The organism is Baekduia sp. (assembly GCF_035996765.1).
Lineage (GTDB): Bacteria > Actinomycetota > Thermoleophilia > Solirubrobacterales > Solirubrobacteraceae > Baekduia.
Window position 1 is genome coordinate 1 of the sequence record NZ_DASYJG010000008.1, and the last position, 13,372, is coordinate 13,372.

The following is a 13,372-nucleotide window of genomic DNA, read 5'->3' on the forward strand; positions in this document are numbered from 1 at the left end:
TGGTGAATTATTCACCACGAGACGCCCCGCACCCTCGGATGCTCTCGCCCACCCCTCTCGGGCGCTGGCGGACGACGAGCAAGCGCCGCGAAGCGCCGACCCCGCTCGCTCTCCTCGCCGCCAAACAGACCACGCTGCGCGCCCACGACCAGCACCCGCACTGAATACCGACGACGCCCGTCCCGACCTACAACCCCAACTCGTCGCCCCGCGTCACCACCATCGCGGCCGGCGCCTCGTCGCCCACCAGCAGCGGTGCGACCACCCGGTTCGCCGTCAACCCCAGGCAGCCGAGGTTCGCAAACCCCGGCCCCTGGGCCAGCGCGGCGAGCCCCGGGATGTGCAGCCGCGGACTCAGACCTACAACTTCCAGCGCACGCCCCATCGGCACCTCGACATCGGCCGGGCGATCCCACAGCGGTCCCGACTGACGCTCGATCTCAGCCCGCACCCCAGGTGCGAAGAGCCCGCGCAGTTGCTCGAGCAGATCGAAGCCGCTGCAGTTGACCAAGAACTCGTAGGCGTCAACACTCGGCCCCTCCGGCGAGGCGTAGTCCACCGCCACACCATCACCACCACTCACCGAAGCCACGTGCACGACACGCCCGGTCAAAAAGCGACAGTGGTCGTCGTAGGCGATGTTCAACAGGCCGCCGGGATCGAAGACGCCACGATCGCACTGGCGCACGAACAGCCGCCGCTGCGAGAGCTCCAGCGCGCTCCAGCCAACGCAGTCGGGGTCGGCGAAGACCCGGTTCTCCAGGAAGCTCTCACCGCGGCTCATCGGCAGCGTGGGCGTGTAAACCGTCAGCCGCGCCGACGGCCGATGACGGCGCAGGAACGCCAGGCAGCTCAGCGCGCTCTCTCCGCCGCCGACGATCGCGATCTCCGGGCTGCCCTCGGCCGGCACACGGGTCAGGAAGTCTCCGCGCTTGCTGTCGCAGTGAAACATCCGCGGCGCGGCCTCGGGGTCGTGCGAGAGATGGCGGTGGACGCCCGGGCCGGTCAGCAACAGCGCACCACCCTCGTAACGCTCCAACCCTTCTCGCCCCTCGACCTCCACCGTCCAGCCCTCACCGCCCGGCGTGAAGCCCACCTGCTGCACGCGCCCGGACACGATCCGCACGCCGGTGGTCGCCCGCGACAGCACCCAAGCCAGGTACGCGCCGTAGTCGCGATGACGAATCGACGGCGTCTCGGCGTTGACCCAGCGCGCCCAGCCACCACGGCCAACGAGGTACTGCTGCCAGGAGAGTGACATCACCTCGCGGTCGATCGCCGGCCCGAGGTCGCCGAATGCCTTGCCGCTCTCGTACGGGAACCCCACGTCCTTGATCGGCGTCACCGCCAGCGGCTCGTCGCCGGACGTCATGCCGTTGAGGCCCTTCCACGACGCCGCCGGCTCGACGCCCTCGACGATCGTCACCGAGATCGGCCCGAGCCCGAGGCGATTGATCGCGTCGACCTTCGCCGCGACGGCGGCGGCCTTGGCGCCGGCGCCGACGACCAGGAGGTCGGCGGCGCCACTCATGCAGCCCCCACCACCGCAAGCGCGCGGCGGTCGGGGACAAACGCGATCGAGCTGCGGGCGACGCCCTCTGAGCGCGTGCCGGCCGGTCGCAGGTCCACCTCCCCGATCACGATCCGCAGCACCCGCTTCATCTCCTGCATCGCAAAGCTCGCCGCCAGACAGCGGCGTACGCCGCCGCCGAACGGAATCCAGGTGTAGGTCCCCGTGGCCTGCCCGACGAAGCGCTCGGGCAGGAAGCTCCCCGCGTCCGGATAGACGTCCTCGCGGCGGTGCATCAGGTAGACCGACGGCGCGACGACCGTCCTGGCCGGGATCAGGTGACCGCCCAGCCACTCCGGCTCGCGCAGCCGTCGCACGACGACCGGCACCGGCGGGCAGAGGCGCAGCGTCTCCTTGACGACGGCGTCGAGGTAGATGTCCTGCTCGCCCGCGCGCACCTCCTCGCGCAGGCGGTCGAGCTTCTCGGGATGGCGCAGCAGGCGCTCGAACGCCCAGGCCAGCGAGGTCGACGTCGGCCCGTCGGAGAGCAGCGTGATCAGCTCATCGCCCAGGTCCTTGTCGGTCAGCGGCGCGCCGTTCTCATACCGGGCGCGACCGAGCAGCGAGACGATGTCGCCACCGACCTCATCGGTGCCTTCCATCCGGCGCCGCCGCACCTCGCCCAGCACGGCCTGCTCGACGCGCCCGCGTGCGCGACGGAAGCCGCGGTCGCTGGCGATCCAGCGCGGTCCGAGCACCGACAGCACCGCCAGGCGCCGCGGGTCGTTGAGCCACGCGGTCAGCTGCTCGATCGATGTACGCACCTCGTTGAGCCGGTCATGACCGACATCGCCGAAGACGATGCGCATGATCACCTCGAGCGTGATCGCCTGCATCCGCGGCCAGAGCTCGAACGGCTCGCCGACCGGCCAGCGGGCGACCTCGCGCCGCGCGATGTCGCTCATCATGTCCGCGTAGCTGTCCATGTGGCGGCCGTGGAACGGCGGCAGGATCAGCTTGCGGCGCGTGAGGTGCTCGGGCTCGTCGAGCAGCATCACCGACCGACGCCCGAGCAGGGGCCCGAGCACGGCGTTGGCCTCAGCCACGCCCATCTGCACGGGGTCGGCGGTGAAGACGCGTTTGACGTCCTCGGGGTCGCAGAGCACGACCCAGGTGCCGGAGTGGCTCATGCGCAGCGTGAAGGCATCGCCGTAGCGGCGCCGGCAGCTGTCGAGGAACGGCAGCGGGCTGCGCGTCCACTGCCAGGCCTGCACCGCCGCCGGCATCCGCGGGCCGGGTGGCAGCGCCGGGCGTCCCTTGCCCGCGGCACCCGCGTCCTGCGCGTCATCGACCGCCAAAGAGTTCATGCCGACGGCCTCTCCTCCCTTAAAACACCAGCCGCCGGCCGGGGCTCGTTAACTCATACAAGACTTGTACACAAAATGTGCACAGTGATACGAGGCTGCCCGCGCCTCGCTGCTGTGGCCTAGTTGTATCCGCTCCGAACGAGGCCCCACAAGAGCCAACTGGCAGATACGCCATCAGCGTTTGAAACCGCTTCGCCGGTTGGCCTAGTGCAGAAATTTATCGACATTGGCTGTTGTCCAATGCATTTCGTACTGCCACACTCGCCGCCGAGTTTGACATGGCAGACAATATTTTTGACTTTCTGGAAGGGGCGCCTGCGCACGGTGGCGCGGGCGCCCCGTGGGCGGCACGCTCGCCACGTCGACCCCACGCTCGCTTCGACCTCAAGCTCTTCCCACGCTCCCCCGCCTGGGAAGAGGACGCTGCGGCGGTGAGCGCGTTAGAGCAGATCGAGCAAGAGCCCTGGGTCGCTGCCGTGACGCGCGACCCCTCCGGCATCGAGATCCGCCTGGACGACGGCTGGATCGAGACCACCGGCGCCGGTCTGGAGGCCGGTGGCAGCGCCGAGGCGACGCTCTCCGACCTCGCCCACGGGCAGCGCTTCTCGGTCCAGTTCTGGGACGCCAACGCGACCAAGGCCCTGCACGTCGGGCACTTGCGCAACCTGGCGATCGGCAACGCGGTCGCCTCGGCGCTCGCCCAGGCGGGCGGCCAGGTCGAGCGGCGCAGCCTGATCTCCGACGCGGGCCGCAGCATGGGCGAGGCGATGGCGGGCGTTCGCCACGCGCACACCTGGCCCGACGGCAACGAGAAGAGCGATCACTTCGTCGGCATCTGCTACGCCGACTACGTCGCCGCCACGGCGATTCCGGCCGCCGGCGACAACGGCGAGTTCCCCGAGGACTCCCAGACCCGCGAGCTGACGCTGCGCGGCGACGACGCCGACGACCTGCTGCGACAGGTCCTGCTCGGCGACCGCGAGACGGTCGAGCTCTGGTACAAGACCCGCGCCTGGGTCATCGCCGGACAGCGCAAGACCCTCGCCCGCCTCGGCGTCGCCTTCGACCGCGTCTTCTTCGAATCCGACTTCCTGGCCAACGCCGCCGAGCTGAGCGCCTCCGGCCTGCGCGATGGCACCCTGCAGCGCCGCGACGACGGCGTGGTCGTCTACCCCAGCGGCATCGACGGCTTCGAGGAGTTCCCGCTCGTGCGGCCCGACGGCGTCACCACGCAGCACATGCGCGCGCTGGCCTACTGGATGGCCGCACCTGACCTCGGCGATGTGACCTCGATGCAGGTCTGCGGCGAGGAGTGGGTCGCCCACGTGACCTGCCGGCGCAAGTTGATGGACGAGCTCACGCCGCCTGGCAACGGCGGCATCCATCCGACCCACGACATCTTCAACGCGATGGTCGCCCGCCAGAAGCGCGCGATCGCCTCCAGCGAGGGCGCGCTGCTCATCGACGACCTGATCGAGTGGCTCGACGAGCGCATCGACGAGGTTCCCGACTGGCGCGCGCTGCGCCTCGGGCATCCCGCGCCCGAGCGCATCGCCTCGCAGGTGGCGCTCGGCTACTTCCTGCCCTACCCCGTCGCGCGGCCGATCGACTTCGAGCCCGAGCAGCTCCTGCGCGAGCAAGACAGCGTCGGGTGGGACCTCGTGCGCGCGCGGGCGCGCCGCGGCAGCGTCAAGACCGACACGGCGCGGCCGGCCGACGACCCGGAGTACCGCTTCGCGGTCGTCCAATCGGAGCTGTATCGCCAGCACCTGCGGCTGGCCGTCGAGCGGCTCGACGTCACCCAGCTCGCGCTCTACCTCAAGCACCTCGCGCGTTGGCACTTGGAGCGCGACCGCGGCGAGCACGTCGAACGCGTCGTGCACACGCTGCTGGACCGCAGCGCGCGGGGGCTCGGACTGGAGGCTTCCTGATGCCCACGTTGTTGATTGACAACTACGACTCATACACCTACAACGTCTTTCACCTGCTCGCCGAGGTCAGCGGCGAGGAGCCCATCGTCGTGCACAACGACATGGTGTCCTGGCGCGTCCTGGAGCGCTGGGACTTCGACGCGATCGTGCTCTCGCCCGGTCCTGGCCGGCCAGACCGCTGGCATGACTTCGGCGTCTGCTCCGACATCCTGCGCTCCAGCGAGATCCCGGTGCTCGGCGTCTGCCTCGGCCACCAGGGCCTGGGGTACGTGCTGAGCGGCATCGTCGAGACGGCACCGGAGGCGATGCACGGGCGCCTCAGCCACGTGCAGCACACCGGGACCGGCCTCTTCGCCGATGTGCCCCAGGACTTCTCGGTGGTCCGTTACCACTCGCTCGCCGTCACGGGTCCGCTCGGTCCGGAGGGCCGCGTGACCGCGTGGACCGAGGACGGCGTCGTCATGGGGATCGAGCACACCCGCCGGCCGCTGTGGGGCGTGCAGTTTCACCCTGAGTCGATCGCCTCAGAGCACGGGCGCGCGATCGTCAAGAACTTCTATGACATGGCCCGCGAGCATCAACCCGGCCGCCGGCGCCAGCCGCGCCGGCCACCCGCGCCGGAGGCCCGTCCACCGCGGCCCACGCGCGAGACTGGCCGCACTGGTCTCGAGCTCCACATGCGCACGCTGGACGTCGAGCCGCCGACCGAGCACGTCTTCCAGCGGCTCTTCGGCGCCGCCGAACACGCCTTCTGGCTCGACAGCGCCGATGCGCCGACGCGCCTGGCGCAGAGCTCCTATGTCGGCACGAGCACCGGTGCCGAGGAGTGCCTGCTGCAGTACGACATCGAGGCCGGCGAGGTCTTAGTTACACGCGCGGGAGAAACAACCGTCGAGACGGACTCGATCTTCGACCTCCTCGATCGCGAGCTCGCCCACGCCAAGATCGAGCCGCCGGAGGGGATCGCCAGCGGTCTGATCGGCGGCTATGTGGGCTACCTCGGCTACGAGTGCAAGGCCGACTGCGGCTCCCCGAACGTCCACCGCTCCGACATCCCGGACGCCGTGATGATGTTCGCCAACCGCGTCGTCGCCGTCGATCACGTCCATCACCGCACGCACCTGCTCGCGCTCACCGGCGCCGACGACGGTGGCGCGGCCGGCCGCTGGCTGGACGAGGCCGAGGCTGCAGTGCACGAGGCGCTGGCCGCACCACCACCCGACGACACGGCGATGGCCTCAGCGGCGCACGCCGCCGACGTGCCCGAGGAACCCGTGCTCTTCCGCGTCGGGCGCGGGCGCACGCAGTACCTCGCCGACATCGCCCGCAGCCAGGCGGCGCTGGCCGCCGGCGAGTCCTACGAGGTCTGCCTGACCGATCAGATCTCCACGACCGCCAGCCCGGACCCCTTCCCGCTCTACCAGCTGCTGCGCCGCCGCAACCCCTCGCCGTTTGCCGCCTACCTCAAGCTCGGCGAGCTGGCGATCGTGAGCTCCTCGCCCGAGCGCTTCCTCTCGGTCGACCGCGACCGCCGCGTCGAGGCCCGCCCGATCAAGGGCACCGCGCCACGCGCGGCCGATCCCGCGACCGACGAGGCGCTGCGCGCCGAGCTGCTCTCCGATGAGAAGACGTTCGCGGAGCACCTGATGATCGTCGACCTGCTGCGCAACGACCTCGGCCGCGTGTGCGAGGTCGACAGCGTGCGCGTCCCCGAGTACATGGTGGTCGAGACCTACCCGACCGTGCACCAGCTCGTCTCGACGATCGAAGGCCAGCTCGAGGCCGACCGCACGCCGGTGGAGTGCGTGCGCGCGTGCTTCCCCGGCGGCTCGATGACCGGCGCGCCGAAGCTGCGCACGATGAGCATCATCGATGACATCGAGCGCGTCGCCCGCGGCGTGTACTCGGGCGCCATCGGCTACTTCGGCGCCGACGGCAGCGTCGACCTCAACATCGTCATCCGCACGATCGTCCTGCGCCCGGGCGCGACGACGATCGGCGCCGGCGGCGCGATCGTCATGCAGTCAGATCCCGAGGAGGAGTTCGACGAGATCCTGCTCAAGGCGCGCGCGCCGATGGCGGCGATCGCCCAGGCCGTGACCGGCAGCGCCGCGCCGGAGGCGTTCAAGGTCGAGATCGAGCCCACCGCGACCGTGGCGTCGACATGAGCGACCGCACCGATGTCGAGCCATCCGCGTCGCTTGCGGCGGCGTGGCGATGGCAGGTCCGGCCCGCTTCTCCCGAAGAGGCGCCGGTCGTCGCCGCTGCCGCACGCGCCCTGCTGCGCGAGCTCAACGCCACGCCGCCGGCCCCCGATGCGATGGAGACGGCCGCCCGCACCCTGATCAGCGACCGCGACGCCGGCGAGGTCTTCCTCGCCGACGCCGGCGGCGCGATCATCGGCATGCTCGCCGCGAGCTGGCAGCTCGCGATCCACGTCCCCGGTCGCTATGGGCTGATCCAGGACCTGTGGGTCCACCGCGATTGGCGCAGCCAGGCGGTCGGCCACGGGCTGATCGAGGCGCTCGTCGCCGCGGCGCGACGCCAGCAGGTCACGCGGATCGAGGTCGGCGTCCCGCGCGACGGATGGCCGCACCTGGAGGCGACGCGGCGCTTCTACCTGCGCAACGACTTCGGGACGATCGGCGGGCGACTGCGCCGGGAGCTCGTGTGACGTGACCGAGCTGGTGATGGTGACCCAGCGTCGCCGCAACGGCGACGACGCAGCCCCCTGGATCGTCGACGGCGGCCGCCGCATGCGCGGCCACGATCACGACCGCCGGCTGGCGGCGCTCGAGGAGGGGCTGTGGCGCCACGCGCGCGTGCACTCCGTCGAGGCCGACGCGTCCGATGCCGACGTCGAGCGGGTGCTCGGCGCGCTGCACGAGACCAGCTACCTCGATGCGCTCCAGCACGTCCGCCAGTCCGAGCAGGAGCCCGCGCTGATGCCGGCGTTCACGGCCCCGGGGCTGGAGCCCGACATCCCGGTCGGCGCCGGCCTCGTCGCCGCCGCCCACGAGGGCGTGCGCACCGCGATCACCGCGGCCCAGCGCGTCGCCGGCGGCGCGCGCTTCGCCTACGCGCTGTGTCGGCCGCCCGGCCACCACGCCGGCCCGGCGTGGCTTGGCGGCTACTGCTACCTCAACACGGCGGCAGCCGCCACCCAGACGCTGCTCGACGCCGGCGCCGGCCCGGTCGGCATCCTCGACCTCGACCTCCACTACCCCAACGGCACCTCGGCGATCGTCGCGCAGATGCACGACGCGCAGTTGCACTCGCTGCACGCCTGGCCGGTCACCAACGCCCCCGAGGATCCCGTGCTGCCGCGCACCGAGCGCGAGGCGCTGATCGAGTTCCGGACGGTCCCCGACCCCGCGACCTACCTCAACGCCGTCCGTGCGTCGGTGGCCGCGCTGGCGCGCTCGGCGCGCGCGCTCGTGCTCTCGCTGGGCTACGACACCGTCGCTGGCGACCCCCACGGCTCGTGGAGCTTCGAGCCCGACATCTTCACGGAGATCGGACGGCTGCTTGCAGCCTCCGGCGTCCCGATCTGCGTCATCCAAGAAGGCGGCTACGCGCTGGAGACCCTGGCGGACTGCAGCCACGCCTTCGCGACAGGACTCCTGGAGGAGCATGCGGCATGAGTGACCGAGACCACCATCAAGCGTCTGCAGGACCATCATCTGATCGAGGTGGCCTGGAGAGGTATCGCGGCCGGCTGGACCGGATCGACGATCAGATTGCTCACCTGCTCGGTGAGCGCTTTGACATCTGTCGGGCGGTGGCGCACTACAAGAGCGCGCACGGCATCCCGATGATGCAGCCCGACCGCGTCGACGCGGTGCGCGCGCGCTACTTGGAGCGCGGCGCAGCTGTCGACCTGCCGGCGGACTTCAGCGGCGACCTATTTGAACTGCTGATCGCGGCAACGTGCCGCCTGGAAGACCAGATCATCGACGAGCTGACACGGGCTCGAGAGGAGCAAGCGAGCTGATGTTCGAGCGGATGAGGGACAACGGGAAACCGGCACTGCTGGCGCTGGCGGCGCTGGTCGTCGTGGCCATGGCGCTATCGGCCTGCGGGTCGTCGTCAGACAAGCCGACGTCGGCGACCGATGCGACGTCGACGCCCAACGCCGCACCGCCGGGCTCCAAGCCCGACACGGCAGCCAAGCCCACGCTGACGGGCTCGGGCTACTCCAACAACGACCTGTCCAACACGCGCTCGGTCGGCGGGCCGATCACGAGCGCCAACGTGACGCAGCTCAAGCCGGCCTGGACGCACCCGCTCACGGCCAAGAGCCAGTACGGCAGCTACGCCTCGATTCCGATCGTCGCCGGCGGCGTCGTCTACTCGCAGGATCTCGAGTCCAACGTCGAGGCCATCAACCTGCGCACGGGCGACGTGCTCTGGAAGAAGACCTACGGCTCGCCCGACCAGGGCCCCAACGGGATCGTGGTCGGCGGCGGCCGGGTCTTCGGCGCCACCGCCACCTCCGCGTTCGCCCTGGATCAGAAGACCGGCAAAGAGATCTGGTCGGCGAAGCTGATCCGCAACGACGAAGAGGGCATCGACATGACGCCCGGCTACCACCACGGGCTGGTGTACGTGTCGACCGTGCCGGGCAACAACACGAAGTTCTACAACGAGGGCACGAAGGGCATCCTGTGGGCGCTGAACGCCAAGACCGGCAAGCGCGTCTGGAGCTTTGACACCGCCCCGACCAAGACGTGGTCGGCCAAAAACACCAAGATCAACCTCGGCGGCGGGCTGTGGCACGCACCGGCGTTTGACGCTCAGGGCGGGATGTACTTCGGTGTCGGCAACCCCGGACCGTGGCCGGGCAACCCGGATTACCCGTGGGGCAAGAGCCGCCCCGGCCCCAACCTGTACACGAACTCGCTGGTCAAGCTCGACGCCAAGACGGGCAAGATGAAGTGGTACTACCAGCTCACGCCGCATGACATCTATGACTGGGATCTGCAGGACCCGCCGATCCTCACCAAGGTCAAGGGCAAGCCCGCCGTCATCGAGGCGGGCAAGAGCGGCATCGTGATCGCCGTCGACCGCAAGAGCGGCAAGCTGCTGTGGAAGCGGCCGGTTGGCCAGCACAACGGCCACGACCATGACGGCCTGCTCGCCGTCAAGGGCCAGTACTCCAAGCTGCACGAGGGCGTGGAGGTCTATCCCGGCATCCTTGGCGGCGTCATCGCCCCGATGGCCAGCGACGGCAAGCTGGTCTACGTGCCGGTGGTCAACAACTCGGCGACGTTCTCGGGGAGCGCCTCCCAGGGCAGCGGTCAGAGCAACACGGGCGAGATCGTCGCCCTCGACGTCAACACGGGCAAGATCAAGTGGGACCAGGTGTTCCAGGCCCCGGCCTTCGGGGCGACCACGGTGGTCAACGACGTCGTGTTCGCGACGACGTTCGATGGCCAGGTCTACGCGCTGTCGGCCAAGACCGGCGACACCGTCTGGAGCGCGGCGCTCCCGGCCAACTCCAACACCGGCGTGGCCGTCTCCGGCAACACGGTGATCGCCGCCGGCGGCCTCGCCGCCGCCCAGGGCCAGGCGCCCGCGCTAGTCGCCTACCGCCTCGGCGGGTAGCGGCCTGACGCAGAAACGCCCGGGCGTAGACCTCCTACGCCCGGGCGATTGCCGGATACACCTGCAGGGGCTCGAACCCTGATGCCCGGATTACTAATCCGGTCCCTTCACCGATTAGGGCACAGGTGCGCGAATTCACGCCGCTGACAACCAGGCAGATTCTGAAAGTCAGTCAGCGGCGATGTCTGCAACTTCTATCTGACCTGAGAAGGTCCTCACAAGAGCCACTTGGCATGGGCTGATCGCTTTGTCATGGGCTCGGCGCAGATGTCCTGACCCAGAGTTGACCTGGGGGTCGTAGCCAGGTAGTAGTCATCACAAGGGTCCAAATGGCGGTCAACCTCTTTGATTATCTGAAATTTTCGTCACCGCGGGAAGGCGCGCCCGCTCCCTGGGCCGGCCGAGCACCGCGGCGCCCACGCCGCTTCGATCTGAAGCTCGTGCCCCGCGTCACCAACTGGCAGGACGATGCGGATGCCCTCTCGGTGCTCGACCGGATGGAGGCCGAGCCGTGGGTCGCCGCCGTCAGACGCGAGCGCGACGGCGTCGAGGTCCGCCTGACCGACAGCTGGATCGAATCGACCGGCGCCGGCCTGGAGGCCGGCGGCAGCGCCGAGGCATCGCTCTCCGACCTTGCCGGTGGACGGCGGTACTCGGTGCAGTTCTGGGACGCGAACGCGACCAAGGCGCTGCACGTCGGCCACCTTCGCAATCTGGCGATCGGCAACGCCATCGCCTCGGCGCTGACCCAGGCAGGGGGACAGGTCGAGCGCCGCAGCCTGATCTCTGACGCCGGGCGCAGCATGGGCGAGGCCATGGCCGGCGTCGCACAGAGCGGCCGCCAGGCCGGCGGCTGGTCGGACGGCGGCGGTGAGAAGAGCGACCACTTCGTCGGGATCTGTTACGCCGACTACGTCGCCGCCTCGGGCACGATCGCCGGCAACGAGATCGAGTATCCCGAGGACTCCCAGACCCGCGAGCTGACGATGCGTCACGACGACGCCGACGAGATGCTGCGGCGCGTGCTGCTCGGCGACCGCGACGCGCTCGAGCTCTGGTACAAGACCCGCGCTTGGGTCATCGCCGGGCAGCGCAAGACGCTCGCCCGCCTCGGCGTCGCCTTCGACCGCGTCTTCTTCGAATCCGACTTCCTCGTCGACGCCGCCGAGCTCACGGCCTCCGGGCTGCGCGACGGGCGGTTCAAGCGTCGCGACGACGGCGTGGTCGTCTACGCCACGGGTCTGGAGGGCTTCGAGGAGTTCCCGCTCGTGCGGCCCGATGGCGTGACCACGCAGCACATGCGCGCGCTGGCCTACTGGATGGCGGCACCCGATCTCGAGGACATGACCTCGATGCAGATCTGCGGCACCGAGTGGGTCGGCCACGTGAACTGCCGACGCAAGCTGATGGACGAGCTGGTCCCCAACGGCAACGGGAGCCTGCACCCCACCCACGACATCTTCAACGCGATGGTCGCGCGACAGAAGCGGGCGCTGGCCTCCAGCGAAGGCGCCCTGCTCATCGACGACCTCATCGACTGGCTCGACGAGCAGATGGACGCCGAGCCCGTGACCCTTGAGCTCCGCCGTCGACATCCGACGCCAGAGCGGATGGCGCCCCAGATCGCGCTCGGCTACTTCCTGCCCTACCCGGCGGCGCGGCCGATGGAGTTCGACCAGCCCAAGCTCCTGCGCGACAAGCAGAGCGTCGGCTGGGACCTCGTCCGTGCCCGGGCGCGGCGCAGCACGGGCAACATCGGGCAGGTCGGCCGGCCCGCCGACGACCCCGAGTATCGCTTCGCGGTCATCCAGTCCGAGCTCTACCGCCAACATCTGCGCCTGGCCGTGCAGCGGCTCGACGTCAGCCCGCTGGCCCTCTATCTCAAGCACCTCGCCCACTGGGCCATGGAGCGCGATCGCGGTGAGCACGTCGAGCGCGTCGTGCAGACGCTGCTGGACCGCAGCGCGCGCGGGCTCGGGCTGGAGGGTCCGCGGTGACCACGCTGTCGATCGACCAGCCGACGCGCCGCGAGCAGCGCGTGCGGGGCCTGGTGATGGTGCGCCAGCGTGGCGGCTCGATCGACGGCGACGAGCCATGGCTGCTCGACGGCGGACTGCGCGTGAGCCTCGTGGAGGCGGGCCTGCGTCGCCACCCCGGCGTACGCGCGATCGGGTCCGGCGCGTCTGACGCCGACGTCGAGCGCACGCTGTATGCGATCCACGATCTCGAGTATCTCGTGACGCTGCACGATCTGAAGCCCCACATCCCGATCGGCCCCGAGCTCGTCACCGCCGCCGGCGAGGCGGTGCGCACGGCGATCAGCGCGGCACGCCACGTCGCCACGGGCGCGCGCTTCGCCTACGCCCTCTGCCGTCCGCCGGGACACCAGGCAGGCCCAGCCTTCCTCGGCGGCTGCTGTTGCCTTAACACGGCCGCCGCAGCGGCTTACACGCTGGATGCGGCGGGGGCCGGCCCGGTCGGCATCCTCGACCTCGGTCTCCACTATCCCAACGGCACCTCGGCGATCGTCGCCGACATGGAGGACGTCGCCCTCCACTCGCTCCACGCCTGGCCGGTCACCACCGCGCCGCTGGATCCGGCGCTGCCGCGCACGGGCCGCGAGCGTTTGGTGGAGTTTCGCGATGCGCCGGAGCCCGAGGCCTACCTCGACGCCGTCGACGAGTCGCTGCAGGTGCTGGCGCAGACGGCGCGCGTGCTGGTCGTGTCGCTCGGCTACGACACGGTCGCCGGCGACCCGCATGGCAGCTGGAACTTCGACCCCGACATCTTCGCCGGCATCGGCCGGCTGCTCGCCGCACGGGGCCTGCCGATCTGTGTCGTGCAGGAGGGCGGCTATGCCCTTGACGTGCTAGCCAACTGCAGCGACGCGCTCGCCTCAGGCCTGTTGACCGAGGCCCACGCCGCCGCGCCGTAGGACGCGGCGGCCCCGCCTCAGC

Annotated in this window: 10 protein-coding genes and 1 tRNA gene; 8 read left to right on the top strand and 3 right to left on the bottom strand. The window is 70.1% G+C overall.

What is annotated here, in order from left to right; all coding sequences use genetic code 11:
• Positions 1-187: 187 nt before the first annotated feature.
• A complete protein-coding gene (locus VGO10_RS01045; RefSeq protein ID WP_327464240.1) occupies positions 188-1,531 on the bottom strand; it encodes a SidA/IucD/PvdA family monooxygenase in 1,344 nt (447 codons plus the stop codon).
• Positions 1,528-2,877, bottom strand: a complete 1,350-nt coding sequence (locus VGO10_RS01050) for a cytochrome P450 (protein ID WP_327464242.1) — start codon at positions 2,875-2,877, stop codon at positions 1,528-1,530. Before VGO10_RS01050 ends, VGO10_RS01045 begins: the two co-directional genes overlap by 4 nt.
• A 431-nt stretch (positions 2,878-3,308) precedes the next feature.
• Here VGO10_RS01050 and argS (VGO10_RS01055) point away from each other — a divergent pair, with 431 nt between their 5' ends.
• Genes argS (VGO10_RS01055) through VGO10_RS01080 form a run of 6 tightly spaced genes read left to right on the top strand, consistent with a single transcriptional unit; the run spans position 3,309 to position 10,415 of the window.
• Positions 3,309-4,808: an arginine--tRNA ligase gene (argS, locus tag VGO10_RS01055; protein ID WP_327464244.1), complete on the top strand. Its 1,500-nt coding sequence runs from the start codon at positions 3,309-3,311 to the stop codon at positions 4,806-4,808.
• Positions 4,808-6,976 (top strand): aminodeoxychorismate synthase component I, encoded by a 2,169-nt coding sequence (pabB, locus tag VGO10_RS01060; RefSeq protein ID WP_327464246.1) that lies wholly within the window; start codon positions 4,808-4,810, stop codon positions 6,974-6,976. Before argS (VGO10_RS01055) ends, pabB begins: the two co-directional genes overlap by 1 nt.
• Positions 6,973-7,482 carry a GNAT family N-acetyltransferase gene (locus tag VGO10_RS01065; RefSeq protein ID WP_327464248.1) on the top strand — a complete coding sequence of 170 codons (510 nt, stop codon included), beginning with the start codon at positions 6,973-6,975 and terminating at the stop codon, positions 7,480-7,482. The genes pabB and VGO10_RS01065 overlap by 4 nt, the downstream gene beginning before the upstream one ends.
• Before the next feature lies 1 nt (position 7,483).
• Entirely contained in the window at positions 7,484-8,452 is a 969-nt protein-coding gene (locus VGO10_RS01070) for a hypothetical protein (protein ID WP_327464250.1), read from the top strand.
• Positions 8,449-8,802 (top strand): chorismate mutase, encoded by a 354-nt coding sequence (locus VGO10_RS01075; protein ID WP_327464252.1) that lies wholly within the window; start codon positions 8,449-8,451, stop codon positions 8,800-8,802. Before VGO10_RS01070 ends, VGO10_RS01075 begins: the two co-directional genes overlap by 4 nt.
• 11 nt (positions 8,803-8,813) lie before the next feature.
• Complete coding sequence (locus tag VGO10_RS01080; protein ID WP_327464254.1) at positions 8,814-10,415, top strand: PQQ-binding-like beta-propeller repeat protein; 1,602 nt, start codon at positions 8,814-8,816, stop codon at positions 10,413-10,415.
• Positions 10,416-10,471: 56 nt separating this feature from the next.
• Here the strand turns inward: VGO10_RS01080 and VGO10_RS01085 are convergent.
• Positions 10,472-10,544, bottom strand: a tRNA-Thr gene (locus VGO10_RS01085).
• 311 nt (positions 10,545-10,855) lie between these two features.
• Here VGO10_RS01085 and argS (VGO10_RS01090) point away from each other — a divergent pair.
• On the top strand, positions 10,856-12,412 hold the full coding sequence (gene argS, locus VGO10_RS01090; protein WP_327464256.1) for an arginine--tRNA ligase: 1,557 nt from the start codon (positions 10,856-10,858) through the stop codon (positions 12,410-12,412).
• Positions 12,409-13,350, top strand: coding sequence for a hypothetical protein (locus VGO10_RS01095; RefSeq protein ID WP_327464258.1), 942 nt, complete (start codon positions 12,409-12,411; stop codon positions 13,348-13,350). Before argS (VGO10_RS01090) ends, VGO10_RS01095 begins: the two co-directional genes overlap by 4 nt.
• The last annotated feature ends 22 nt before the right edge of the window (positions 13,351-13,372 follow it).